Annotated in this window: 22 protein-coding genes; 10 read left to right on the top strand and 12 right to left on the bottom strand. The window is 72.2% G+C overall.

Annotated features, from left to right (window positions below; translation table 11 throughout):
- Positions 1 to 2 precede the first annotated feature (2 nt).
- From ACQEVB_RS15185 to ACQEVB_RS15170, 4 genes are all read right to left on the bottom strand, one after another.
- Positions 3 to 794, bottom strand: a complete 792-nt coding sequence (locus tag ACQEVB_RS15185) for an MlaE family ABC transporter permease (protein ID WP_432980373.1) — start codon at positions 792 to 794, stop codon at positions 3 to 5.
- 294 nt (positions 795 to 1,088) lie between these two features.
- A complete protein-coding gene (locus ACQEVB_RS15180; protein WP_432970850.1) occupies positions 1,089 to 1,856 on the bottom strand; it encodes a glucose 1-dehydrogenase in 768 nt (255 codons plus the stop codon).
- Positions 1,857 to 1,929: 73 nt separating this feature from the next.
- Complete coding sequence (locus tag ACQEVB_RS15175; RefSeq protein ID WP_432970847.1) at positions 1,930 to 3,441, bottom strand: aldehyde dehydrogenase family protein; 1,512 nt, start codon at positions 3,439 to 3,441, stop codon at positions 1,930 to 1,932.
- On the bottom strand, positions 3,438 to 4,367 hold the full coding sequence (locus ACQEVB_RS15170; RefSeq protein ID WP_432970844.1) for a 3-oxoacyl-ACP reductase: 930 nt from the start codon (positions 4,365 to 4,367) through the stop codon (positions 3,438 to 3,440). The genes ACQEVB_RS15175 and ACQEVB_RS15170 overlap by 4 nt, the downstream gene beginning before the upstream one ends.
- A gap of 98 nt (positions 4,368 to 4,465) precedes the next feature.
- On the opposite strand from ACQEVB_RS15170, the gene ACQEVB_RS15165 reads away from it, so the two are divergent.
- A complete protein-coding gene (locus ACQEVB_RS15165; RefSeq protein ID WP_432970841.1) occupies positions 4,466 to 5,626 on the top strand; it encodes an acyl-CoA dehydrogenase family protein in 1,161 nt (386 codons plus the stop codon).
- A 13-nt stretch (positions 5,627 to 5,639) separates the two neighbouring features.
- Positions 5,640 to 6,710 (top strand): acyl-CoA dehydrogenase family protein, encoded by a 1,071-nt coding sequence (locus ACQEVB_RS15160; protein WP_432970838.1) that lies wholly within the window; start codon positions 5,640 to 5,642, stop codon positions 6,708 to 6,710.
- Between the two features lie 3 nt (positions 6,711 to 6,713).
- Here ACQEVB_RS15160 and ACQEVB_RS15155 read toward each other — a convergent pair whose 3' ends face one another.
- A complete protein-coding gene (locus ACQEVB_RS15155) occupies positions 6,714 to 7,487 on the bottom strand; it encodes an arginase family protein (RefSeq protein WP_432970835.1) in 774 nt (257 codons plus the stop codon).
- Positions 7,488 to 7,526: 39 nt separating this feature from the next.
- Here ACQEVB_RS15155 and ACQEVB_RS15150 point away from each other — a divergent pair, with 39 nt between their 5' ends.
- Entirely contained in the window at positions 7,527 to 8,255 is a 729-nt protein-coding gene (locus ACQEVB_RS15150; RefSeq protein ID WP_432970832.1) for a Rid family hydrolase, read from the top strand.
- A gap of 69 nt (positions 8,256 to 8,324) precedes the next feature.
- Here the strand turns inward: ACQEVB_RS15150 and ACQEVB_RS15145 are convergent, their stop codons facing one another.
- The 3 genes from ACQEVB_RS15145 to ACQEVB_RS15135 form a co-directional block, all read right to left on the bottom strand.
- Positions 8,325 to 9,590, bottom strand: a complete 1,266-nt coding sequence (locus ACQEVB_RS15145; protein WP_432970829.1) for a DUF222 domain-containing protein — start codon at positions 9,588 to 9,590, stop codon at positions 8,325 to 8,327.
- A 216-nt stretch (positions 9,591 to 9,806) separates the two neighbouring features.
- A complete protein-coding gene (locus ACQEVB_RS15140; protein WP_432980370.1) occupies positions 9,807 to 10,916 on the bottom strand; it encodes an NAD(P)H-dependent flavin oxidoreductase in 1,110 nt (369 codons plus the stop codon).
- Positions 10,916 to 12,538 (bottom strand): acyl-CoA synthetase, encoded by a 1,623-nt coding sequence (locus ACQEVB_RS15135; RefSeq protein WP_432970826.1) that lies wholly within the window; start codon positions 12,536 to 12,538, stop codon positions 10,916 to 10,918. The genes ACQEVB_RS15140 and ACQEVB_RS15135 overlap by 1 nt, the downstream gene beginning before the upstream one ends.
- Before the next feature lie 61 nt (positions 12,539 to 12,599).
- On the opposite strand from ACQEVB_RS15135, the gene ACQEVB_RS15130 reads away from it, so the two are divergent.
- A complete protein-coding gene (locus ACQEVB_RS15130; RefSeq protein ID WP_432970823.1) occupies positions 12,600 to 13,382 on the top strand; it encodes a crotonase/enoyl-CoA hydratase family protein in 783 nt (260 codons plus the stop codon).
- Here the strand turns inward: ACQEVB_RS15130 and ACQEVB_RS15125 are convergent.
- Both ACQEVB_RS15125 and ACQEVB_RS15120 read right to left on the bottom strand, forming a co-directional pair.
- Positions 13,345 to 14,907, bottom strand: a complete 1,563-nt coding sequence (locus ACQEVB_RS15125) for an acyl-CoA synthetase (protein ID WP_432970820.1) — start codon at positions 14,905 to 14,907, stop codon at positions 13,345 to 13,347. The genes ACQEVB_RS15130 and ACQEVB_RS15125 overlap by 38 nt on opposite strands.
- Before the next feature lie 22 nt (positions 14,908 to 14,929).
- On the bottom strand, positions 14,930 to 15,970 hold the full coding sequence (locus ACQEVB_RS15120) for an LLM class F420-dependent oxidoreductase (protein ID WP_432970817.1): 1,041 nt from the start codon (positions 15,968 to 15,970) through the stop codon (positions 14,930 to 14,932).
- Positions 15,971 to 16,017: 47 nt separating this feature from the next.
- Between ACQEVB_RS15120 and ACQEVB_RS15115 the strand changes: the two genes are divergently transcribed.
- Genes ACQEVB_RS15115 through ACQEVB_RS15095 form a run of 5 tightly spaced genes read left to right on the top strand, consistent with a single transcriptional unit; the run spans position 16,018 to position 20,497 of the window.
- Entirely contained in the window at positions 16,018 to 16,977 is a 960-nt protein-coding gene (locus ACQEVB_RS15115) for a Zn-ribbon domain-containing OB-fold protein (protein WP_432970814.1), read from the top strand.
- Entirely contained in the window at positions 16,974 to 18,032 is a 1,059-nt protein-coding gene (locus ACQEVB_RS15110) for a thiolase domain-containing protein (protein WP_432970811.1), read from the top strand. The genes ACQEVB_RS15115 and ACQEVB_RS15110 overlap by 4 nt, the downstream gene beginning before the upstream one ends.
- Complete coding sequence (locus tag ACQEVB_RS15105; protein ID WP_432970808.1) at positions 18,032 to 19,201, top strand: thiolase domain-containing protein; 1,170 nt, start codon at positions 18,032 to 18,034, stop codon at positions 19,199 to 19,201. Before ACQEVB_RS15110 ends, ACQEVB_RS15105 begins: the two co-directional genes overlap by 1 nt.
- Entirely contained in the window at positions 19,198 to 20,064 is an 867-nt protein-coding gene (locus ACQEVB_RS15100; protein WP_432970805.1) for a TIGR03619 family F420-dependent LLM class oxidoreductase, read from the top strand. Before ACQEVB_RS15105 ends, ACQEVB_RS15100 begins: the two co-directional genes overlap by 4 nt.
- A gap of 10 nt (positions 20,065 to 20,074) precedes the next feature.
- On the top strand, positions 20,075 to 20,497 hold the full coding sequence (locus ACQEVB_RS15095) for a nuclear transport factor 2 family protein (protein WP_432970802.1): 423 nt from the start codon (positions 20,075 to 20,077) through the stop codon (positions 20,495 to 20,497).
- 18 nt (positions 20,498 to 20,515) lie between these two features.
- Here ACQEVB_RS15095 and ACQEVB_RS15090 read toward each other — a convergent pair whose 3' ends face one another.
- On the bottom strand, positions 20,516 to 21,631 hold the full coding sequence (locus ACQEVB_RS15090; RefSeq protein ID WP_432970799.1) for an NDMA-dependent alcohol dehydrogenase: 1,116 nt from the start codon (positions 21,629 to 21,631) through the stop codon (positions 20,516 to 20,518).
- An 11-nt stretch (positions 21,632 to 21,642) separates the two neighbouring features.
- A complete protein-coding gene (locus ACQEVB_RS15085) occupies positions 21,643 to 22,869 on the bottom strand; it encodes a cytochrome P450 (protein WP_432970796.1) in 1,227 nt (408 codons plus the stop codon).
- A 121-nt stretch (positions 22,870 to 22,990) separates the two neighbouring features.
- Between ACQEVB_RS15085 and ACQEVB_RS15080 the strand changes: the two genes are divergently transcribed.
- A complete protein-coding gene (locus ACQEVB_RS15080; RefSeq protein WP_432970793.1) occupies positions 22,991 to 24,121 on the top strand; it encodes a steroid 3-ketoacyl-CoA thiolase in 1,131 nt (376 codons plus the stop codon).
- The last annotated feature ends 226 nt before the right edge of the window (positions 24,122 to 24,347 follow it).

The following is a 24,347-nucleotide window of genomic DNA, read 5'->3' as shown; positions in this document are numbered from 1 at the left end:
GGTCAGAGCCCCTTCGAGGGGACGATCTGCAGGTAGATGCCGGTGATCACGAGGTTGATGAGGAACAGCAGCAGGAACGTGATCACCACCGCCTGGTTCACCGCGTCGCCGACGCCCTTCGGCCCGCCGCGCGGGTTGAGCCCGCGGAACGCGGCGACGACGCCGGCCACGAACCCGTACAGCAGCGCCTTGAACTCGCTGACCAGCAGGTCCGGCAGCTGCGCGAGCGCGTTGAAGCTCGCGAGGTACGCGCCGGGGGTGCCGCCCTGCATCACGACGTTGAAGAAGTAGCCGCCCATCACGCCGACGACGCTGACCAGGCCGTTGAGCAGCACGGAGATGAGCATGGCCGCGAGCACCCGCGGCACGATCAGCCGCTGGACCGGCGAGATCCCGAGCACCTCGAGGGCGTCGATCTCCTCGCGGATGGTGCGGGCGCCGATGTCGGCGCACATCGCCGAACCGCCGGCCCCGGCCACCAGCAGCGCGGTGATGAGCGGGCTGGCCTGCTGCACGATCGCGAGCGCGCTGGCCGCGCCGGTGAACGACTGGGCGCCGATCTGCGCGGTCAGCGACCCCAGCTGCAACGCGATCACCGCGCCGAACGGGATCGCCACGAGCGCCGTCGGCAGGATCGTCACGCTGGCGAAGAACCAGCTCTGCTGGATGAACTCGCGCCACTGGAACGGCCGCCGCGGCAACGCCCGCAGCACCTGCCACGCCAGCGTGGTGAGCAGGCCGACCTGGCGCAGCGCCGCGACCCCGGGCAGCGCGGACACGCGGCTGGGCGGGATCACCGGCACCCGGCGGTGTGCGTCATCGCGGTCCTCCTGGGGGAGCGGGGAGCCTGCCCCTGTCCCGGCGTCGGTGTCGTCGGGGGTCGACCCCGACGCCGGCGGCCGCGCCACCTGTGAGAAGTTGGCGAGGCGCGCAACAGGAGACCATGTTGCGCGGGCCACAGTAGAACTCGTTCTCGGAAATGTCAAAGCGACGGGCGGCACAGGCAGCCGGCACCGCCTGTCACCTGCGACGCGTCGGCGCGTCACTCGCTCCGACGCCGGTAGAACACGTTCCAGTTCGGGGCGGTCCTAACCGAGGTTCAGCGCGTGCGTGGCGGTGGCGCCGCCGTCGCTGACGAACTCGGCGCCCGTGCAGTAGGAGCTCTCGTCGCTGGCGAGGAACACCACGAGCGCGGCCGTCTCCTCCGGCCGCCCGACCCGCCGCAGCGCCACCTTGCGGCCGATCCAGGCCATGTCCAGCTCGGCCCCGCCGGCGGCGTCGGAGATCATCGGCGTGTCGATCATCCCCGGGTGCACGGAGTTGACGCGGATACCGTGCTCGCCGAGCTCCATCGCGGCGACCTTGGTCATGCCGCGGATGGCGAACTTGCTGGCGGTGTACGCGGTCAGGAACCGGGCCGCGGCGAGGCCCTCCACCGACGACAGGTTGACGATGGCGCCGCCACCGGCCTCGATCATCGCTGGAACCACCGCGCGCATGCCGAGGAACGTGCCGATCTGGTTGACCCGGACGACCCGCTCGTAGTCGGCGAGCGTGGTCGAGACGAGTGGGGCCAGGTGCATCACGCCCGCGTTGTTGACGAGCACGTCGAGGCGCCCGAAGCGCGCCACGACGTCCGCGACGGCCTCCGGCCACTCTTCCTCGGCACCCACGTCGAGGTGCCGGTAGGCCACGGCGTCACCCAGCTCGTCGGCCAGCGCCTTGCCGGCGTCGTCGACGACGTCGGTGGCGAGGACCGACGCGCCTTCCCTGACGAACGCTCGGACGGTCGCCTCGCCCTGGCCGCGCGCCGCACCGGTGACGATCGCGACCTTGCCGCTCAGCCGCCCGGTCACAACACCTCCTCGCTGCCGCTCGTCGGCGCCGTGCCCGGCGGTGCTGCGCTGAATGGTGCCCTCGCAAGCTCGGTCACATCAGCTCGTCGGTCAGCGGCATGAGCACGGTCTTCAGCTCGGTGTAGGCCTCGAACGCGGACTGGCCGCCCTCCCGGCCGAGCCCGGACTGCTTGAACCCGCCGAACGGCACGTGCGGCTCGACCTGGAACCCGTTGACCCCGACGATGCCGGCGCGCAGCCGCCGCGCGACGCGGAACGCCCGTTGCGCGTCGGCCGTGTACAGCCCGGCGCCCAGCCCGTACTCGGTGTCGTTGGCGAGCCGGACGGCCTCCTCCTCGTCGTCGAACGGGATGACGGAGAGCACCGGCCCGAAGATCTCCTCCTGGGCGATGGCCATGCCGTTGTCGACGTCGGCGAAGATCGTCGGGGCGACGAAGTTGCCCCCTTCGAGGTCGCCGCCGAGCCGCTCACCGCCGGTCACCAGCCGGGCGCCGTCCTGCACGCCGCGGTCGATGTAGCCGAGCACCCGGTCGAGCTGCTTCTCGGTGATCAACGCGCTGGACGTGACGGTCGCGTCGAACGGGTCGCCGTAGGAGACCATGCCGGCCAGCATGCGGGCCGCGTCGACGAACTGGTCGTGGACCTCGCGGTGAACCAGCGCGCGGGTGTGGGCGACGCACGCCTGGCCGGACAGCCCCATGGTGACCATGCCCATGGCGGTCATCCCGGCGAGCCCGACGTCCGGCGCGTCCGGGAACACGAGCACCGGGCTCTTGCCGCCCAGCTCCAGCGACACCCGCTTCATCGTCGCTGCCGACGCCTCGACGATCCGCCGCCCCACCGCGCGGCTGCCCGTGAAGCTGACCTTGTCGACGAGCGGGTGCGTGATCAGCGCCTCGCCCGTCGGGTCGCCCGGGCCGGCGACGACCTGCAGCGCACCCTCGGGCACGCCGGCCTCGTGCAGGAGCGCCACCATCCGCAGCACGGTGAACGTCGCGTGCTCCGACGGCTTCACCACCACCGTGCAACCGGCGGCCAGCGCCGGCGCGACCTTCTGCGCGAACAGCAGGAACGGCCCGTTCCACGGCAGTACGGCGGCGACCACGCCGACCGGCTCGCGGAAGGTCATCGCCAGGTGGTCGCCGCCCTGGTAGGGCGGCAGCGTCTGGCCGCCGAGCTTGTCCACCCAGCCGGCGTGGTGGTCGAACACGTCGGCCGCGGCCTCGACGGAGGTGGCGTAGATCGCGCCGAACGACAGGGGCACGCCGTTGTCCAGCGCCTGCACGGCGCGCAGCTCGTCGGCGTGCTCGCGCAGGGTGTCGGCGCACCGCCGGAGCACGCGGATCCGCGCACCAGCACGCGTGCGCGGCCACGGGCCCTCGTCGAACGCCCGGCGCGACGCGCGCACGGCCTCGTCGACGTCCGCCGCTCCGGCGACGGCGAAGCTGCCGACCACCTCGCCCGTCGCCGGGTGCCGGTGCTCCCAGGTGGCGCCGTCGCGGGCCGGGCGCCACTCGCCGTCGACGGACAGCAGCCCGTCGGTGAGCCCGACCGACTCACGGTGCGGGGCAACGCTGAGGGTCATCCTCGATCCTCTCGGGTCACGGGGGCCAAGCGCAGCACGTCCTCGCCGACGAACATCCGGGCCGGGTCAGCGCCAGCGAAATGCGCGCCGACGGAGTCATGCAGGTCGGCGAGGGTCCAGCCGGCGGCATCGGCGTCGAAGCGGCGCTCGACGGTCGGCGGCGCGAGCAGCGCCACCATGCCGCCGTGGACGACGAACACCTGCCCGCTGATCGACTGCGCGGCCGGCCCGGCGAGGTAGGCCACCAGCGGCGCAACATGCTCGGTGGACAGCGGGTCGAACCCCTCCTGCGGGGCCGCCCCGAACGTCTCGGCCGTCATCGCGGTGCGCGCACGCGGGCAGATCGCGTTCGCCGTGACGCCGTAGCGCTGCATCGCCCGCGCCGTCGACACGGTCAGCGCGGTGATGCCGGCCTTCGCGGCCGCGTAGTTGGCCTGGCCCGGCGGTCCGAGCAGGAACGCCTCGGACGAGGTGTTCACGATCCGGCCGTACACCGGCGCACCGGCCTCCTTCGACTGCGCCCGCCAGTGCGCCGCCGCGCCCCGCGACAGCAGGAAGTGCCCGCGCAGGTGCACCCGCAGGACGAGGTCGAAGTCGTCGTCCGACAGGCTGAACAGCATGCGGTCGCGCACCACGCCCGCGTTGTTGACCACGACGTCCAGCCCGCCGAAGCGGTCGATCGCCGTCGTGAGCAACGCGTCGGCCGTCGCCCGCTCTCCGACGTCGCCGGCGACGAACTCCGCCTTCGCCCCGAGCTGCGCGATCTCGTCGACGACCGATGCGCCGGCCTCGTCGAGGTCGTTGACGACGACGTCGGCACCGGCAGCGGCCAGCGCGAGCGCCTCGGCCCGGCCGAGCCCGGCGCCGGCTCCGGTGACGATCGCGACCCTGCCGCGGAGGCTGCATGCGTCGGGCGTGGGATCCACCAGGCGGACACTAGAACTCGTTCTCGAATGCGTCAACGGGACCTGTTGCTACCACGGCTATGCTGAATAGAACACGTTCCAGTCTGCTGGGAGGTCGGATGCACGTCGCGTACACGCCGGAGCAGGAGGCCCTTCGCGCGGAGCTGCGCTCGTACTTCGCGGATCTGCTGACCCCCGAGCGCCGGGAGGCCCTGACCTCCGGTGCCGGCGAGTACGGCGACGGCAAGGTCTACCGCGAGGTCGTGCAGCAGATGGGCGCCGACGGCTGGCTCACGCTGGGCTGGCCGGAGCGCTTCGGCGGGCAGGACCGGCCGCTGATGGACCAGCTGATCTTCACCGAGGAGGCGGCCGTCGCGGGCGCGCCGGTGCCGTTCCTGACGCTCAACACGATCGGCCCGACGATCATGCGCTTCGGCTCGCCGGAGCAGCAGGAGTTCTTCCTCCCCCGCATCGCGGCCGGCGAGCTGCACTTCTCCATCGGCTACTCCGAACCCGAGGCCGGCACCGACCTCGCCGCGCTGCGCACCCGCGCCGTCCGCGACGGCGGCGAGTACGTGATCAACGGCCAGAAGCTGTGGACCAGCCTCATCCAGCACGCCGACTACGTGTGGCTCGCCTGCCGCACCGATCCCGACGCGCCGAAGCACAAGGGGCTGTCGATCCTCGTCGTGCCGACGGACGCGCCGGGCTTCTCCTGGACGCCCGTGCGCACGATGGCCGGCGTGGGCACCAGCGCCACCTACTACTCCGACGTGCGCGTGCCGGCGTCGTCGCTGGTCGGGCCGGAGAACCAGGGCTGGGGGATCATCACCAACCAGCTCAACCACGAGCGGGTCGCGCTCACGTCAGCAGCGCCGCTGTTCACCGCGCTGGGCGAGGTGCGGGAGTGGGCCCGCGAGACCGGCGTGCTCGACCAGGAGTGGGTGCAGGTGCACCTGGCGCGGGTGCACGCGAAGGCCGAGGTCCTCAAGCTGATGAACTGGCGGATCGCGGCCTCGTCGGGCGAGGCGCCGGGGCCTGCGGCGGCGTCCGCGACGAAGCTCTACGGCACCGAGCTCGCGACGGAGGCATACCGGCTGCTCATGGAGGTGCTCGGCGCCGGCGCCACCGTGCAGGCGGGATCCCCGGGCGCCCTGCTCCGCGGGCGGGTCGAGCGCATGCACCGCTCGTCGCTGATCCTCACCTTCGGCGGCGGCACCAACGAGGTGCAGCGCGACATGATCGCCGCCGTCGCCCTCGGCCTGCCCTTCCGCCGCTGAACAGGAGCCTGACGTGGACTTCTCCCCCACCGAGGCGCAGCGCGACCTCGGCGCCCTGATCAGCCCGATCCTCGACCGGCACGCCACCCCGGAGCGCCTGCGCGAGCTGGAGGACGGCGAGCACCGCTTCGACCCGCAGCTGTGGGCGGCGCTGGCCGACGCGGGTGTGCTCTCCGCCGCCCTCCCCGAGGACGTCGGGGGCACCGGCTACGGAATCCTCGAGCAGTGCAGCGTGCTCGTCGAGCTCGGACGGGCCGTGGCGCCGGTGCCCTACCTCGCCTCGATCGTGCTCGGCGCCTCCGCGCTGGCCTCGTTCGGCACCTCCGAGCAGCGGGCCCGGTGGGCCGCACCTGCCGCGGCCGGCGACCTCGTCATCACCGTGGCGCTCGACGCGGCCGCGCCGACGCGTGCGGAGCCCCGGCCGGACGGAACATGGGTGCTCACCGGCACCTGGACGACCGTTCCGTCCGGACCCGCCGCCGACCTCGTACTGGTGCCCGCCGACGGCACCGTGTTCCTCGTGACGCCGGCCGACCCCGGCGTCACCATCGAGCGACAGCAGATGGTCGACGGCGACGCCGCGGGCTGGCTGGAGCTGACCGGCGTGGTGCTCGACGGCGATCGCGTGCTCGGCGGCCCGGAGGTCGCCGAGTGGCTGACCGCGCACGCCACCCTCGGCCTCTGCGCCGCGCAGCTGGGCGTCGTCGAGCGGGCCTTGGAGCTCACCGCGGAGTACGCGCGCACGCGCGTCCAGTTCGACCGGCCGATCGGCGCGTTCCAGGCCGTTGCCCAGCGCCTCGCCGACGCCTATGTCGACGTCGAGGCCATCCGGCTCACCCTGTGGCAGGCCGCGTGGCAGGTCTCGGCCGGGCTGCCGGCGGACGCCGCGATCGCGACCGCCAAGTTCTGGGCGGCCGACGGCGGGCACCGCGTCGCGCACACCGCCGTTCACGTGCACGGCGGCGTGGGGCTGGACATCGACCACCCGCTGCACCGCTACTTCGTCGCGGCGAAGCGCAACGAGTTCGCCATGGGCGGGGCGACGGCACAGCTCCGTCGCCTCGGCGCGCTGCTCGCGGAGTGACGGTCAGCCGGTCCAGGTTACGGTGGCCCCGAGTGCTGCGGTGAGGCGGGACATCGTCGCGCGGCTGCTCGCGTCGCCGGCGTGCTCGGGCAGCCACGCGCAGGCGAGGTAGGCGCCGACGACGTCGGCGTTCGCGCAGGCAGCGGCCAGGCACTCCTCGATCCGGGCCAGCGAGGGCCCCGGGCCGGAGGGGAAGCGTGCGCCGGGCAGCTCGGCGCCGTCGATGACGTCGATGTCGAGGTGGACGTAGAGCGGGCCGGGCCCGAGCGCGGCGGTGATCGCAGCGGGCTCGGCGGGCACCCGGCGGACCTGGCTGGCTGCGAGGGCGTCCCCCTCGGCGGGGTCGAGGTCGCGCGCGTCGGCCAGCACGATGCTGGCCTCCGGGACTGGCCGCAGCCCGAGCGTGTCGTCGAACAACCCGGGTGTGCGGCCGGTCAGCATGGAGATCGCCATGCCGCCGATGTAGCCGCTCGTCGAGATGGCGGGGGTGTTGAAGTCGCCGTGAGCGTCGATCCACAGCACGGTCAGGTCGTCGTGGCGGCGCTGCAGCTCGGCCACGGCGGCGCGGGAGGTGGGGCAGTCGCCGGAGAGCACCAGCGGCTTGGCCGCCTGCGCCACCACGTCGGCGGTGGCCCGGTGCAGGGCGCTCATCCGGGCAGGGACCGGGCACTCGACCCGGGTCGCACCGACCGGGACCGGGAAGTCCGGGATGTGCTCGTCGAGGTGCCAGGGCGTGACGATCAGGTCCCATTCGCCATCGTTGCCGGGTTCGGGCATATGTTGATCATGGCATCGTCACCGTCGGGGAGGTAGTCCATGACGAGCACCCAGCGACCTGTCGTGCGGATGTGGCACGGGCTGGTGCCCGCCGACCAGGCCGAACCCTTCCACCAGCACCTGCTGGGTAACGCCGTCGGCGAGATGCGCGGCATCGACGGCTTCCTCGACGCGACCGTCCTGCACCGGCGCGACGGCGACCGCGTCCGGATCACCCTGCTCACCACGTGGGCCGACGAGGAGGCGGTGCGCCGCTACGCCGGCGACGACACGGCCGCCGCCCGCGACTACCCCGGCGACGACCAGTTCGGCCTCGAACCCGACCCCCACGTCACCCACTTCGACCTCGCCTACCGACTGGGAGCGGACAACGCCATGGGCATCGAGATCATCCAGCCGGACGGCCTGGACACGCCGGAGACCTACAGCCACGTCGTCGCCGCCTCGGGCAGCCGCATGGTGTTCGTCGCCGGCCAGATGTCCGACGACCCCGACGGCAACCTGGTCCATCCCGGCGACCTGGCCGCGCAGGCCGAGCAGGTCTTCGCAAACCTCGGCCGCGCCCTCTCCGCCGCCGGCGCGCGACCGGACCAGGTCACCAAGATCACCATCTACGTGGTCGGGCACCGCCGGGAGTACCTGCCCGTCATCGAGCAGGCTCGGGTGCGGCTCTTCGGCGACCACAAGCCCGCCGACGTCCTGCTCGGGGTGGAGACCCTCGCGGCGCCCGGTTACCTCATCGAGGTGGACGCGATCGCCGTCGTGTGACGTGCTTGTCCGTTCCGCACTCACCGGATGCGCCATCAGTACTCGTCGGTGAGCTCATACCGGGCGCTCTCAGCGCCCAGTTTTAGGTCTTCGGCTTCGCCGGGGCGCGAGCGGGATTGCCGCCTCGGGTGCTCGCTTCTGTGGCGGCGCTACCGGGGTTTTCACTGCATCATATGGTCGACCTGGCGGCCGTACCCGACTTGGAACTCCGTCTGCGTGCCTTCGCTTCCGTTGCGGGCGTGGTCGACTGACTGTGGTGCCGATTTCGCGCAGATGGTTGTGGAATTCGCACAAGCCGCGTCCGTTGTCGAAAGTCGTGCGGCCACCGTCGCGCCAGCGTTCGATGTGGTCGATGTGCCGGATGGGGGCATCGCAGAATGGGGCGGTGCACCGGCCGCCGTCCCGGATCTTGATCAGCTCGGCCAGGACGCCGGTGAAGGTGCGCTGCACCGAGTCGCCGCCGATCACGATGCCGTCGCGGGTCACGATCCGGCGGTACGTCTTGCGGCCGGCACCGGTGCGCACGATGTCGGCGGGGATCGGCCCGTGGCCGGGGACCTCGGCCGGGAGCGGGCTGTCCGGGTCCAGCAGCGACTCGAACGGCACGATGATCTGCACCTGGACGTCGATGTCCTCGGCCTGGGCCTGTCCGGTGAGCCGTTCAACGAGGGTGTCGGCCATGATCTCGCCCCGCCCCCGCAGCACCGGCTCCGGCCGCACCCACACCTCGTTCACGGCTTTTCGCAATGCCGTGTAGCAGGCCACGGCCTGTTCGACGGGCAGGTGGGCGGTCAGATCCGCCATGCCGGGCTCGGCGGAGGGGCGTACCGTCACCCGCCGCCCGGACCGGGCCCGGGCGCAGCGCTGCGCGAACTTGTCCGGCGCCACCTCCGCCGCCAACTTCCGCGCCAGGTCGTGGATGCGCCGCACGCTCAAGGTCTCTACACCACGCTCGGCGAGCTGCTCATCGACCCAGGATCGTTCCTCGGGATCCAGGTGTGACCCGGCGCTGGTGATGAAGGCGACCTTCTGCTCGTTGAGCAGTCCGGCCGCGAACAGCGCCCGCACACGCGAGTGGCCGGCGTGCAGGTCCCGGGCGATCCGCACCCGCTTCCCACCCTCGGAGGCAGACACCCGGCAGGCCAGCCCGACCTGCTCGGCGACAACCCGCTGCACATCGTCGGGATCAGTGACACCGGCATCGATCCGCTCAGCCGCCACAGCCCGCCCCAACGCAAGAATCGCCGCAGACTGCTGCGCGGCGAGAGCATTCTTCTGCTCCTCCAACCGCGCCACAGCGTCAGCGAGCTGCGCGACAAGGACAGACCTGGACATGCCTGTATCTTACCGAAAACGGCCCTGCCAAACAAGTGTTCGAAATCGGCACCACCGCCAGATGACCACGCACGCAGCAAGACCGAAGGCAGTCAGACGGAGTTCCGAGTCGGGTACGGCCGCCAGGTCGACCATATTATTCGTTCGAAGACGCCGGTAGCACCACAACGCAGGCCGAGCAGTACAAACCGAAGACCAGGACCGCGAAGGGGTAGTTCAGGAGGACTGCAGGCCCGCCAACCGATCCACCGTCGACCCCAACTCCGCAACCAACGACTCCATCACCGACGCCACAGGACGGATCTCGTTCATCCGCCCCACGATCTGCCCCACCGGCATGGCGACGACCTCAGGATCAGCAGACCGCTGGATCCGCTCGTGCGCCTCGCTGACCAGGATGTTCTGCAACGGCATCGGCAAGGGCTCAGGCGCGCCGGGCGCCGCCCAGGCCTGCGTCCACCGGGTCTTGAGCAGTCGAGCAGGCTTCCCGGAGTAGATCCGCGACCGCACGGTGTCGGCCGAGCTGGCGGCGAGCAGCGCCCGCTGCATGGCAGAGGCCTCGATGCCCGCGGTGTACTCCGTCGTGGTGAGCCAGGCGGACCCCATCCACACGCCTACGGCGCCCAGGGCCAGGGCAGCCGCGATCTGCCGGCCGCTGCCGATCCCGCCGGCCGCGAGCACCGGCGCCCGCGAACCCACCGCGTCGACGACCTCGGGCAGCAGCACCATGGACGCGATCTCACCGGTGTGCCCACCGGCCTCGTACCCCTGCGCGACGACGATGTCGACGCCGTTGTCGACGTGCCGGGCGGCGTGGGCGGCGGTGCCGGCGAGCGCGGCGACCGGGACGTCCTGGCTGTGCGCCTGCTCGATGACGTCCGCCGGCGGCGAGCCGAGCGCGTTGGCGATGAGCCGCACCGGGTGCTTCAACGCGACGTCGACGTGCGAGCGGGCGACCGAGTGCAGCCAGCCGAGCACCCCGTCCCGGGCGTGGCCCCCGGACGGGAGCGGAGGCACGCCCAGCTCGGTGAGCGTCCGCTCCACGAACTCGCGGTGGCCCGGCGGGATGAGGCTGGCCAGGTCGACCTGGGTGCCCTCGGTGGGCACCTTCGACGGCATCACGACGTCGACGCCGTAGGGCCGGCCGTCGGTGTTGGCGTCCATCCAGTCGAGGACGGCGTCGAGCTCGGCGGGGTCGTTGAAGCGCACGCAGCCGAGCACGCCGAAGCCGCCGGCGCGGCTGATCGCGGCCGCCACGTGCTCGGACGGGGTGAAGCCGACGATCGGGTGGTCGATGCCGAAGCGGTCGCAGATGTCGGTGCGCATCACGGCGCCGCCGGCGTCGGGGTCGCGGGCGCGTGGGCGGCCGCGTGCTCGTTCGCCCACCGGTAGTCGGGTTTTCCGCTGGGCAGCCGCTCGATCTCGTCGACCAGCCACACGCTGCGCGGCACCTTGTAGCCGGCGAGCAGGCCGCGGACGTGGGCGTCGAGTGCCGCGAGGTCCGGGTTCGCGCCGGGGCGGGGCGCCACCACGGCGCCGACGCGCTGCCCGAGCCGCTCGTCCGGCACGCCGATGACCAGCGCGTCGAACACGTCGGGATGCGCCTTCAGCGCGCCCTCGACCTCCTCGGGGAACACCTTCTCCCCCGCCGTGTTGACGCACGTGTTGCCGCGGCCGAGCAGCGTCACGGTGCCGTCGGTCTCCATCCGCGCGAAGTCGCCGGGCATCACGTAGCGGGTGCCGTCCACCTCCACGTAGAGCGCGGCCGTCTTCTCGGGATCTTTGTAATAGCCCAGCGGGATGGGGCCGGTGCGCGCGATGCGCCCGACCCGGCCCGAACCGGACGGGACGAGCTGCCCGTCGTCGTCGATCACGACGACGTCCGGGCCGGGCTTCACCCGCGGCCCGCCCGTGTACGCGCCGTCGCGCGTGACCATCTGGATGCCCGTGAAGCCGGACTCGGACGAGCCGATGGCGTCGGTGAGCACGATGTTGGGGAACGCGTCGAGGTACTGCTCCTGCACCGACGGCGAGAACAGCGCCGCGTGGCTGGAGATCGCGAACAGCGACGAGCCGTCGTACCCGCCCTCGGCGTAGACCTCGATCATCGGCCGGGCCATCGCGTCGCCCACCAGCGTGACGACGTTGACCTTGTGCCGCTGGATGGCCTGCCACGCCTCGTGCGGATCGAACTTCGGCATCAGCACGGCGGTGCCGCAACCGAAGAGCGTGGGCAGCGTGGCCCACTGCGCCGCCCCGTGGATCAGCGGCGCGAGGCACATCCTGACCAGGCCGAAGTCCTTGCCGGCCTGCGACTGCGCCCACTCGTCCGCCACTGGAACGCCGGTGATGAAGTCGATGCCGCCGCCGAGCGCGCGCCACACGTCCTCGTGCCGCCACACGACGCCCTTGGGGTGGCCGGTGGTGCCGCCGGTGAACAGGATGTAGATGTCGTCCGCGCTGCGTTCCGGGAAGTCGCGCTCGGGGCTGCCGCTGGTCAGGGCCGCCTCGTAGTCGACGCCGTGGTCGGGCGGCACGGCCTCGTCGCTGCCGTCCTCGAGGACGATGCAGTGGCGCAGCAGCGGGGCGTCCGGGCGCACGGCCGTCACCCGCGACGTGTACCGGCGGTCGTGCACCAGCGCGACCAGGTCGGCGTTGGTGTACAGGTAGCGCAGCTCGTTCTCGACGTAGCGGTAGTTCACGTTCACCGAGACCGCGCGCAGCTTGAAGGCCGCGATCATCGTCTCGACGGCCTCGATGGAGTTCTGGCACTGGATGCCGACGTGGTCGCCGGGGCCGACGCCGTGATCGGCCAGATGGTGCGCCAGGCGGTTGGCGCGCTCCTCCAGTTGGGCGTAGGTGACCTGGCGGTCGCCGCACGCCACGGCAACACGCTCCGGGACGAGGTCGACGGCATGCTCAACGAGATCCGCGATGTTGCGCGCCATCGGCCCAAACTAGAACCTGTTATCGTTCTGGGCAATACCCGTTCCGCGCTGGAGGTCCTGGATGACCCACTGCCTGGTCGAGCGACGAGGGGCGGTCCTGATCGTCACGATGAACCGGCCGGAGGCCCGCAACGCGCTCTCCGCCGAGATGATGGCGATCATGCGGGAGGCCTGGGACGAGGTCGATCGCGATCCGGGCATCCGGGCCTGCATCCTCACCGGCGCGGGCGGCGCGTTCTGCGCCGGCGCCGACCTCAAGGCGATGACGAGCAGCCATCCCGGCGACTCGTTCAGCGGCGGCGGCTGGGACCTCTCCGTGATCGCGCCTCTGCTCAAGGGCCGGCGGCTGACGAAGCCGCTCATCGCCGCCGTCGAAGGGCCGGCGATCGCCGGCGGCACGGAGATCCTGCAGGCCACCGACATCCGGGTGGCCGGGGAGAGCGCCCGGTTCGGCGTGTCCGAGGCGCGCTGGGGCCTCTTCCCGCTCGGCGGCTCCGCGGTGCGGCTGCCCCGGCAGATCCCCTACACCGTGGCGGCGGAGCTCCTGCTCACCGGACGGCACATCACCGCACCCGAAGCGCTCCAGCTCGGGCTCATCGGCCACGTAGTGCCTGACGGGAAGGCCCTCGACAAGGCGCTGGAGCTCGCCGAGCTCGTCGCCGCCAACGGGCCGCTCGCCGTACAGGCGATCCTGCGCACCATCCGCGAGACCGAGGGCATGGAGGAGAACGAGGCCTTCCGCCTGGAGGCCAAGCTCGGCACCGCCGTCTTCCAGAGCGAGGACGCCAAGGAGGGCCCGCGGGCGTTCACCGAGAAGCGGGCTCCGCGGTTCCAGGGGCGCTAGCCCAGTAGGGGTCGCGCAGGCGGCGCTTGTAGAGCTTGCCGTTGGGGTCGCGCGGCAGCTCGTCGACGTAGTCCACGGTGCGCGGCAGCTTGAACTTGGCCAGCCGACCGGCCGCGAACGCCAGCAGCTCCTCGGTGAGCTCCGCGCCGGGCTCGACGCCGTCGGCGGGCTGCACGACCGCCTTGATCTCCTCGCCCCAGTCGGGGTGCGGGATGCCGAAGACCGCGACGTCCGCGACCTTGGGGTGGGCTGCCAGCTCGCCCTCGATCTCCGCCGGGTACACGTTCACCCCGCCCGTGATGATCATGTCGGCCTTGCGGTCGTGCAGGAAGAGGTAGCCGTCCTCGTCGAGGTGGCCGACGTCGCCGAGGGTGAACAGGTCGCCGACGCGCGCGGCGCGGGTCTTCTCCTCGTCGCGGTGGTACTGGAAGGACGAGGTGCCCATTCGCATGTAGACCAGGCCCGGCTCGCCCGGCGGCAGCTCGTTGCCGGCGTCGTCGAGCACCTTCACGACCGAGCCCGGCCAGGCCTTGCCGACCGACCCCGGCTTGCCCAGCCACTCGTCCGCCATGATCGTGGTGCCGCCGCCCTCGGTGGCCGCGTAGTACTCGACGACAACGGGGCCCCACCACTCCAGCATCCGGCGCTTGACCTCCTGCGGGCACGGCGCCGCACCGTGGATCATCGTGCGCAGCGACGACAGGTCGTACCGCGTCCGCTCCTCCTCCCGCAACGCGAGGAGCCGGGAGAACTGGGTCGGCACCATGTGGCTGTGCGTCACCCGGTGCGCCTCGATGAGCCGCAACATCTCGGACGGCGTCCAGCGGTCCATCAGCACCGCGGTGTGCCCGAGCTGGATGGAGATCGTCACGAAGTTGAGGACGGCCGTGTGGTACAGCGGCGAGCCGCACAGGTGCACGTGCCCGTCGTGCGGGCCGATGCCGAAGATCCCGAAGAACCACATGCCGACGCCGGGCACGTCGTCCGGGTCGGCGCCGGTCAGCGGGCGGCGCACGCCCTTGGGCCGGCCCGTCGTGCCGGACGTGTAGAGCATCGGGGCGCCGAGCGTCCGCACGTCGGGACGGCCGATCTGCCCGGCGCCGAGCTCGGCCAGCGGCCGGAACCCCGGTACCGCGCCGACCGCGAACCGGGCCTTCTCGGTGAACCCCGCCTCCTCCGCCGCCGCGACGGCGACGTCGGCGAACCGCTCGTGGGCGACGAACGCCTTCGCGCCGCTGTCGCCCAGGATGTAGGCCACCTCCGGGCCTACCAGGTGCCAGTTGACGGCCACCGTGTACAGGCCGGTCTGCAGCGCGGCGAAGTGCGCGGCGAGCATGTCGATCCCGTTGGGGAGCATCAGCACGATCGCGTCCCCGGGTTGCAGGCCCAGCTCCTGCAGCCCGCGGCCGTAGCGGTCCGCTGCGGCCGCGAGCTCCCCGTAGGTCACGCTCGTCCCGTCGGGGTCGACGACGGCCGTCAGGTCGGGCTTCTCGGCGGCGATGTTCCACAGTCCCAGGGCTGTCACACCCAGGAAACTAGAACCTGTTTCACTCGACGGCAAGGGCGCCCGCCAGGGCGCGCACCTGCTCGACGCTGCGGCAGCCGACGATCAGCATGCCCACCCCAGCCTTCTCCCAGCGCGCCACCTCGGCCCGCACGTGCTCGGCCGGACCGATGATCGCGATGTCCGCGACGAGCTCGTCGGGCACCGCGGCCGCGGCCTCGGCGCGGCGTCCGTCGCGGAAGAGCCGGCCGATCTCGGCCACCTCCGCCGCGTAGCCCATCCGCCCGAAAACGTCGGCGTGGAAGTTCATCCCGGGCGCGCCCATGCCGCCGAGGTAGAGCGCCATCGAGCCCTTCAGCCTCGCGATCTCCGGCCCGGGATCGTCCGTGACGACGACCTGGCACGACGCGGCCACGGTGAAGTCGGCCCGCTGCCGGCGGGCGCCGGGTCGGGCGAAGCCGTCGGCCAGCCACTCCTCGTACATCGGCCCGAGCCGCGGCGACCAGTAGATCGCCAGCCAGCCGTCGGCGATCTCGGCGGTGAGCGCGACGTTGCGCGGGCCCTCCGCGCCGAGCCAGATCGGCAGGTCGGCGCGCAGCGGGTGGGTGATCGGGCGCAGCGGCTTGCCCAGCCCGAGGGCGCCGTCGCCGGTGAACGGCAGCGGGTAGTGCGGGCCGGCGCTGCGCACCGGCTGCTCGCGGGCGAGCACCTGCCGGACGATCGACACGTACTCGCGGGTGCGCGCGAGCGGCTTGCCGAACGGCGCCCCGTACCACCCCTCGACGACCTGCGGGCCGGAGACACCCAGGCCGAGCACCGCTCGCCCGCCGGAGAGGTGGTCGAGGGTCAGCGCGTGCATGGCGCACGCCGTCGGGCTGCGCGCGGACAGCTGCGCGACCGACGTGCCGAGCAGCACTCGTTCTGTACGCGCACCCCACCAGGCCAGCGGGGTGAACGCGTCGGAGCCCCACGACTCCGCCGCGAACACAGCGTCGAAGCCGCACCGCTCCGCCTCGACGATCAGCTCCGGCACGTCGGCCGGCGGCCCCGCACCCCAGTACCCCAGCTGCAGCCCGAGTTGCATGCGCCTCACCTTGCCACACAAAGCGAGAACCTGTTCTACTTCTGGCCATGGCTACCACGGAGGCGCCGCTCGCGGCCCCGCTCGAGGTGGGGTTCGACTACACGCGCTCGCTGGGGCCGGTCCTCTCCCGCTTCATGACGGGCCTGCGGGACGGCCGCGTCGAAGGGGTCCGTGGATCGGACGGGCGGGTGCTCGTCCCGCCTGCGGAGTACGACCCGGGCACCGCGCAGGCACTGCACGAGCCGGTGGAGGTCGCTGCCGAGGGCCTCGTCGAGACGTGGTCGTGGATGCCCGACCCGCTGCCCGGTCAGCCGCTGGACCGGCCCTTCGCGTGGGCGCTCGTCCGCCTGGACGGCGCCGACACCGCGATGCTGCACGCCGTCGACGTCGGCTCGCCGGACCGGATCCGGACGGGCATGCGGGTGCGGGTGCGCTGGGCGGCCGATCGGGTCGGGGCGATCACCGACATCGCCTGCTTCGAGCCGATCGACGGGCCTGCGCCGGTGGTTGGGCCAGGGGGGACGGACCCGGTGACCATGGTGACCACGCCGGTGCACCTGAGCTACGAGCACACGGCGTCCGTGCAGGAGAGCAGCTACCTGCGCGCGCTCGCCGAGGGCCGGTTCGTCGGCCAGCGCTGCCCGGTCTGCCGGAAGGTGTACGTGCCGCCGCGCGGTGCGTGCCCCACCGACGGGGTGCCGACCGAGGAGGAGGTCGAGCTCCCCGACCGCGGCACCGTCACCACGTTCTGCATCGTCAACGTGCCGTTCCTGGGCCAGCGCATCCAGCCGCCCTACGTCGCCGCGTACGTGCTGCTCGACGGGGCCGACATCGCGTTCCTGCACCTCGTGCTCGGGGTCGCGGCCGAGGAGGTGCGGATGGGCATGCGCGTCGAGGCCGTGTGGAAGCCGCGGGAGCAGTGGGGCACCACGTTGGAGAACGTCGAGCACTTCCGGCCCACGGGTGAGCCGGACGCCCCCTTCGAGTCCTACGCGGAGCATCTGTGACTACCGACATCGCCGTCGTCGGGTTCGCCCAGGCGCCGCAGGTCCGGCGCACGACGGGCACCACGAACGGCGTCGAGATGCTGGTGCCGCTGTTCACCGAGGTGCTGGAGGCCACGGGGCTGTCGCGGCGTGACGTCGGGTTCTGGTGCTCGGGCTCGTCGGACTACCTGGCCGGGCGGGCGTTCTCGTTCGTCTCGGCCGTGGACGCGATCGGGGCGTTCCCGCCGATCGTCGAGTCGCACGTGGAGGCCGACGCGGCATGGGCGCTGTACGAGGCGTGGGTGAAGATCCGCACCGGGCAGGTGGAGACCGCGCTCGTGTACGGCTTCGGCAAGTCCTCGGCCGGGCAGCTGCGCCGGGTGCTGGCGCTGCAGCTGGACCCCTACCTCGTCGCGCCGCTCTGGCCGGACTCGGTGAGCATCGCCGCGCTGCAGGCCCGCCTGGGCCTGGAGGCCGGGATGTGGAGCGAGAAGGAGATGGCCGAGGTCGCCGCACGCAGCCGAGCCGACGGTGCGGCTAACCCGTTCGCGCAGCTGGGCGGCGAGACCGAGGCCGGCGCTCTGCTCGACGCGCCCTACCTGGCCGACCCGCTGCGCGCCCACGACTGCGCACCCGTCACCGACGGGGCCGCGGCGGTGGTGCTGGCCGCCGGGTCGGTCGCGCGTGACCTGTGCGAGCGGCCGGCCTGGATCACCGGGCTGGAGCACCGGGTCGACTCCCCCGTGCTCGGGGCGCGGGATCTCCGCCGCTCCCCGTCGACCGGCGCTGCGGCCGCGGCAGCGGGCATCGACGGGGTGCAGGTCGCGGAGCTGCACGCGCCGTTCACGTCGCAGGAGCTGCTGCTGCGCCGGGAGCTCGGGCTGGCCGACGATGTGCGGATCAACCCGTCCGGTGGGCCGCTGTGCGGCAACCCGATGTTCGCCGCCGGGCTGATCCGGATCGGCGAGGCGGCCGGGTGGGTGATGCGCGGCGCGGCCGAGCGGGTGCTCGCGCACGCCACGAGCGGGCCGGCGCTGCAGCAGAACCTGATCTGCGTGATGGAGGGGCGGTCCTGATGGCGGCACAGCTCGCCGCGGTGCTCGGCACCGGGCAGACCCACCACACGGCCCGGCGCACCGACGTCTCCATGGCCGGGCTGTGCCGGGAGGCGATCGACCGCGCGATGGCCGACGCCGGCGTCGACTGGCCCGACATCGACGCGGTCGTGCTGGGCAAGGCGCCCGACCTGTTCGAGGGCGTGATGATGCCCGAGCTGATGCTCGCCGACGCGATCGGCGCGACCGGGCGGCCGCTGCTGCGGGTGCACACCGCGGGCTCGGTCGGCGGCTCGACGGCCGTCGTCGCGGCGAGCCTGGTGCAGGCGGGCGTGCATCGGCGGGTGCTGGCGGTGGCGTTCGAGAAGCAGTCCGAGTCCAACGCGATGTGGGCGCTGTCGATCGTGCCGCCGTTCTCGATGCCGGTCGGCGCGGGCGCGGGCGGGTACTTCGCGCCGCACGTCCGCTCGTACATCCGCCGCTCCGGGGCACCCGACCACATCGGCGCGCTGGTGGCGGTGAAGGACCGCCGCAACGGCGCCCGCAACCCGTACGCGCACCTGCACCAGCCCGACATCACGTTCGAGTCGGTGCGCGCGTCGAAGATGCTGTGGGACCCGATCCGCTACGACGAGACCTGCCCGTCCTCCGACGGGGCGTGCGCGATGGTGATCGGCGACGAGGCGGCCGGCGACGCCGTCGACCGGCCGGCCTGGATCCACGCGACAGTGATGCGCACGGAGCCGACGACGTTCGCCGGCCGCGACCAGGTCAACCCGCAGGCCGGCCGGGACGCGGCCGCCGCGCTCTGGGCCGAGGCCGGGATCACCGACCCGCTGGCCGAGATCGACGCCGCCGAGATCTACGTGCCGTTCTCCTGGTTCGAGCCGATGTGGCTGGAGAACCTGGGCTTCGCGGCGGAGGGCGAGGGGTGGCGGCTCACCGAGGCCGGCGAGACCGAGATGGGCGGGCGGCTGCCTGTCAACCCGTCCGGGGGTGTGCTGTCGTCCAACCCGATCGGCGCGTCCGGGCTGCTGCGCTTCGCGGAGGCCGCGATGCAGGTGATGGGCCGGGCCGGCGAGCACCAGGTCGACGGCGCGCGCACCGCGCTCGGCCACGCGTACGGCGGTGGGTCGCAGTTCTACGCGATGTGGGTCGTCGGCGCGGCGAAACCGGGAGGTGCACGGTGAAGTTCTCGCTGGCGATCGCGCTGAGCCCGCTGGACCAGCTGACCGAGCTGGCCCGCACCGCCGAGGAGTGCGGCTTCGCGTCGATCGCGCTGCCGGACTCGATGTTCTACATGGAGACGGCGTCGGCGAAGTACCCGTACACGCCGGACGGCAGCCGCTTCTGGGACGCGAACACGCCGTGGGTCGACCCCCTCGCCGCCGCGGCGGCGATGGGCGCGGTCACCTCCCGGATCCGCTTCTACACGCAGGTGCTCAAGCTCGGGTCCCGGCACCCGGTCGTGCTCGCGCGCCAGGTCGGGTCCGTCGCGGTGCTGACCGGGAACAGGTTCGGGCTCGGCGTCGGGCTCGGCTGGGCGCCGGAGGAGTTCGAGTGGTGCGGCGTCCCGTACGCGCACCGCGGCCGCCGCGCCGACGAGGCCATCGAGGTGCTGCAGCTGATCCTCGGCGGCGGGATGGTGTCGCACCACGGCGAGTTCTTCGACTTCGGCGGGCTGCAGATGAGCCCGGCACCCACCCAGCCCGTCCCGATCTACGTGGGCGGGCACACCGAGGCCGGCCTGCGCCGGGCCGCCCGGCACGACGGCTGGTCGTCGGCGATGATCAAGTTCGCCGACCTGCGCGACATCATCGGGAAGCTATCGGCACTGCGGGCCGAGCTGGGCCGCGCCGACGAGCCGTTCGAGATCCAGGCCGTGTGCATCGACCGCCTCGGCCTCGACGGATACCGGCAGCAGGCCGACATCGGCGTCACCGACGCGCTCGTCGTGCCGTGGCTCGCCGACGGCGTCGGGTTCGACGGGCCGCTCTCGGCCAAGCAGGACAGCATCAAGCGGTTCGCGGACACGGTCATCACGAAGATGTGAGGAGCACACCATGACGGCCACCGAGGTCGAACACCCCGCGCGTGCCGCGGCCCGCCGCTCCATGGACGCGGTGTCACGCGGCGCCAAAGAGGAGTGGCTCACCCTCTTCGCCGAGGACGCCGTCATCGAGGACCCCGTCGGACCGTCGATCTTCGACCCCGAAGGCGCGGGACACCACGGTCCCGCGGGCATCGCGGCGTTCTGGGACAAGGCCATCGCCAACGCCGAGCGCATCACGTTCGCCGTCCACGACTCGTTCGCCGCGGGCGACGAGGTCGCGAACGTCGGCACGATCACCTCGTACCTCCCCGGCGGCTCCCGGATCGACACCGAGGGCGTCTTCGTCTACCGGGTCGGGCCGGACGGGCTCATCCGCTCGATGCGCGCGTTCTGGGAGTTCGAGCGCGCGATGGGGACGCTGCGGCAGGCGTAAGCGCAGCGCCCCATCACCCTACCCGCCGTGCAGGATCACCCCGCGGATGTTGCGCCCGGCGTGCATGTCCGCGTAGGCCTGGTTCACCTCGTCCAGGCGGTACGTCGTCGTGACCAGCTCGTCCAGCTTCAGGCGGCCGGCCAGGTACATGTCGGCCAGCCGCGCGATCTCGAACGGGGGCGTGCCCATCCCGAAGATCACGCCCTGGATCCGCTTCTGCATCATCGAGAGCAGCCACAGGTTGATGGGCAGGCCCTCGGCCAGGTAGTTGCCGATGCCGGTGACCACGACGATGCCGAACTTGCCGATCGCGTTCACCGCCTGCGCCACGTGCTCGCCCGTCGTGACGCCGACCGCGACGACGGCCGAGCTGGCGCCCTGGCCGCCGGTGACGGAGCGCGCGAAGTCGGCGGCCTCGTCGATGCTCGCGAAGGCGTGGGTGGCGCCCAGCTTCAGCGCCTGCTCCCGCTTGAACGCGACGGGGTCGGCCGCGATCACGTAGGCGGCGCCCCGGGCGGCAGCGGCCTGCACCGCGTTCATGCCGACCCCGCCGGTGCCCATCACGATCACGGTGTCGCCTGCCTTGACCTCGGCCCCGTACTCGGCAGAGCCCCAACCGGTCGGCACCCCGCAGCTGAGCAGGGCGGCCACCTGGAACGGGATGTCGGGCGAGATCTTCGTCAGCGAGTACTCCGAGACGACGGCGTGCTCGGCGAACGTGCCCACCATGGTCATCTGGCCGACGTCGGCGCCGTTGTGGTGGGCCCGGAACGTGCCGTCGGGCATGCTGCCGGCCAGCGCGTACATGCCGAGATCGCACAGGTTGCCGCCGCCGGACGTGCAGGCGCGGCACCGCCCGCACGACGGCACGAACTGGGCGACGACGTGGTCGCCGACCGCCAGCGCGCGCACGCCCGGGCCGACCGCCTCCACCACCCCGGCGCCCTCGTGCCCGCCGATCAGCGGGAACTTCCCGACCGGCATGTCACCGGTCGCGGCGTGGTCGTCGGAATGGCACAGCCCCGCCGCCACGAACCGGACGAGCACCTCGTGCTCGGCGGGCTCGTCGACGTCGATGTCGATGACCTGCCACTTGCCGGGCTGCTCCAGCAGCGCCGCGGCGCGGGTTCTCACGTATCGCCTCCTCAGGCGTAGCGGACGGGGAACGCCTTGATCCCGTTGATCCACCCGGAACGCAGCCGGCTGGCGGCGCCGGCCCGGGTGATGTCGGGCATGTGGTCGGCGATCGCGTTGAAGATCAGGTCGATCTCCAGGCGGGCCAGGTTCGCGCCGATGCAGTAGTGCGCGCCGTGGCCGCCGAAACCGAGGTGCGGGTTGGGGCTGCGGGTGATGTCGAACGTCTCCGGGTCGGTGAAGACCTCCTCGTCGAAGTTCGCGGAGCTGTAGAACATCGCGACGCGGTCGCCCTTGCGGATGTGCTGCCCGCCGAGCTCGGTGTCGCCCATCGCCGTGCGCTGGAACGCCACCACGGGGGTCGACCAGCGCACGATCTCGTCGGCCGTGGTGGCGGGGCGCTCGGCCTTGTAGCGCTCCCACTGCTCGGGGTGGTCGAGCAGCGCCATCATCCCGTGGGTGATCGCGTTGCGGGTGGTCTCGTTGCCCGCCACCGACAGCATCAGGACGAAGAACCCGAACTCGTCGGCGGTGAGGCTCGTCCCGCCCACGTCGGCCTGAACCAGCGTGGTGACGATGTCGTCCATGGGGCAGCGCTTGCGCTCCTCGGCCATCGCCATCGAGTAGCCCAGCAGCTCGACGGCGGCCGCCATCGGCTCGACGTCGATCTCCGGGTCGTCGTAGGAGATCATCTGGTTGGACCAGTCGAAGATCTTCCGCCGATCGTCCTGCGGGATGCCGAGCAGCTCGGCGATGGCCTGCAGCGGCAGCTCGCACGCGACGTCGGTGACGAAGTCGCCGGTGCCCTCGGCGAGCGCCCCGCGCACGATCCGCTCGGCCCGCTCGGCGAGGGCGTCCCGCAGCCCGTTCACCGCGCGCGGGGTGAACCCGCGCGAGACGATGCCGCGCAGCGCCGTGTGCTGCGGCGCGTCGGTGTTGAGCATGATGAACCGCTGCATCTCGATCTGCTCGCGGGTCGTGCCCTCGGCAAGGCGGACCAGAGCGGTGTTCTCCCGCGAGGAGTACAGCGTGCTGTCCAGCGACACCGCCTTGACGTCGGCGTGCCTGGTCACCACCCAGTAGCCCTCGTCGTCGAACCCGGCACTGCCGCGGCGCTGCGCGTTCCACCACACGGGGGCGGTGCGGCGGAGCTCGGCGAGCTCGGGCAGCGGCACGCGGTCCGCGTAGATGTCGGGATCGGTGAAGTCGAACCCGTCCGGGATCCGGACATCGGTCACGGCAACCTCCGCGGTTGACTGGAACGTGTTCTACACCGAGTCAAGCACATTCCGCGGACAGAAGGGAGGGTCGGACGGGGCCGAACTTGTCCAAAACGGCAACGTGTTCTAGTTTGGCATCATGGGCCGTCCAGTCATCGTCGGCGCGGTGCGCACCCCGATCGGCCGGCGCCGCGGCGCCCTCTCCGGGCTGCACGCCGCGGAGATCCTGGGCGCCGCCCTGCGCGGGCTCCTGGAGCGCACGCAGCTCGATCCGGCGAGTGTCGAGCAGGTGATCGGCGGCTGCGTCACGCAGGCCGGGGAGCAGTCGAACAACATCACCCGCACGGCGTGGCTGCACGCCGGGCTGCCGCACGCCACCGCCGCGACCACCGTCGACAGCCAGTGCGGCTCCGCCCAGCAGGCCACCCACCTGGTGGCCGGCCTGATCGGCGTCGACGCGATCGAGATCGGGATCGCGTGCGGCGTCGAGGCGATGAGCCGCGTGCCGCTGCGCGCCAACGTCGGCGAGGGTGCCGGCACCCCGCGTCCGGACTCGTGGGACATCGACCTGCCCAACCAGTTCGTCGCCGCCGAGCGCATCGCGCAGCGCCGGTCGCTGACCAGGGAGGACGTCGATCGGTTCGGCCTTCTCTCGCAGACCCGCGCGGCCGCTGCCGTCGCCGAGGGGCGGTTCGCGCGCGAGATCGTGCCCGTGCAGGTCGGCGAGACCACGGTGGACCGCGACGAGGGCCTGCGCGAGACGAGCCTGGAGGGGCTCGCCGGCCTGCGCCCCGTCCTCGACGACGGGCTGCACACCGCCGGCACCTCGTCGCAGATCTCCGACGGCGCCGCCGCCGTGCTGCTGATGGACGCCGACCGGGCCCACTCCCTCGGCCTGCGCCCGCGCGCCCGCATCGTCACCCAGTGCCTCGTCGGCGCCGAGCCCTACTACCACCTCGACGGGCCCGTCCAGGCCACCGCGCGCGTGCTCGAGAAGAGCGGCATGAAGATCGGCGACCTCGACCTGTTCGAGGTCAACGAGGCCTTCGCCTCCGTCCCGCTGTCCTGGGCGAGCGTGCACCGGCCGGACCCCGAGCGGGTCAACGTCAACGGCGGGGCCATCGCGCTCGGCCACCCGGTCGGGGCCACCGGGGCCCGGTTGATCACCACGGCGTTGCACGAGCTGGAGCGCCGTGACGCCTCGACGGCGCTCATCAGCATGTGCGCAGGGGGAGCCTTGGCGACTGGGACGATCCTCGAGCGGATCTGAGGTCCGGCGGCGCGGGCTTCCGGCGCCCGGGTTGCCGGTGATCAAGGGCAAATGTCGTCAGTCGATCTTCCGGAGCGACCTTTTGCCCTTGATCACGGAACGCTGGCCGGGGCGTTGGCCGCGCGTACCGGGGCCGCGGTCCCGGTCGTCGATCATGGGCAAAACGTGGCCTGTCGATCTCCGCGAGCAACGTTTTCCATGATCACCACAGCCCGCGCCGGCCGGG

It is taken from the genome of Pseudonocardia sp. CA-107938, from assembly GCF_050936315.1.
In the GTDB taxonomy this organism is placed as follows: domain Bacteria; phylum Actinomycetota; class Actinomycetes; order Mycobacteriales; family Pseudonocardiaceae; genus Pseudonocardia.
This window is presented reverse-complemented; position numbering and strand designations above follow the sequence as displayed.

What these genes read in the sequence shown, in the direction of transcription:
- ACQEVB_RS15175 (WP_432970847.1), bottom strand. Translation starts at nt 3,441, where the DNA reads ATGACCCTCAGCGTTGCCCCGCACCGTGAGTCGGTCGGGCTCACCGAC.
- ACQEVB_RS15165 (WP_432970841.1), top strand. Translation starts at nt 4,466, where the DNA reads ATGCACGTCGCGTACACGCCGGAGCAGGAGGCCCTTCGCGCGGAGCTG.
- ACQEVB_RS15155 (WP_432970835.1), bottom strand. Translation starts at nt 7,487, where the DNA reads ATGCCCGAACCCGGCAACGATGGCGAATGGGACCTGATCGTCACGCCC.
- ACQEVB_RS15150 (WP_432970832.1), top strand. Translation starts at nt 7,527, where the DNA reads ATGACGAGCACCCAGCGACCTGTCGTGCGGATGTGGCACGGGCTGGTG.
- ACQEVB_RS15145 (WP_432970829.1), bottom strand. Translation starts at nt 9,590, where the DNA reads ATGTCCAGGTCTGTCCTTGTCGCGCAGCTCGCTGACGCTGTGGCGCGG.
- ACQEVB_RS15140 (WP_432980370.1), bottom strand. Translation starts at nt 10,916, where the DNA reads ATGCGCACCGACATCTGCGACCGCTTCGGCATCGACCACCCGATCGTC.
- ACQEVB_RS15135 (WP_432970826.1), bottom strand. Translation starts at nt 12,538, where the DNA reads ATGGCGCGCAACATCGCGGATCTCGTTGAGCATGCCGTCGACCTCGTC.
- ACQEVB_RS15130 (WP_432970823.1), top strand. Translation starts at nt 12,600, where the DNA reads ATGACCCACTGCCTGGTCGAGCGACGAGGGGCGGTCCTGATCGTCACG.
- ACQEVB_RS15120 (WP_432970817.1), bottom strand. Translation starts at nt 15,970, where the DNA reads ATGCAACTCGGGCTGCAGCTGGGGTACTGGGGTGCGGGGCCGCCGGCC.
- ACQEVB_RS15115 (WP_432970814.1), top strand. Translation starts at nt 16,018, where the DNA reads ATGGCTACCACGGAGGCGCCGCTCGCGGCCCCGCTCGAGGTGGGGTTC.
- ACQEVB_RS15105 (WP_432970808.1), top strand. Translation starts at nt 18,032, where the DNA reads ATGGCGGCACAGCTCGCCGCGGTGCTCGGCACCGGGCAGACCCACCAC.
- ACQEVB_RS15095 (WP_432970802.1), top strand. Translation starts at nt 20,075, where the DNA reads ATGACGGCCACCGAGGTCGAACACCCCGCGCGTGCCGCGGCCCGCCGC.
- ACQEVB_RS15080 (WP_432970793.1), top strand. Translation starts at nt 22,991, where the DNA reads ATGGGCCGTCCAGTCATCGTCGGCGCGGTGCGCACCCCGATCGGCCGG.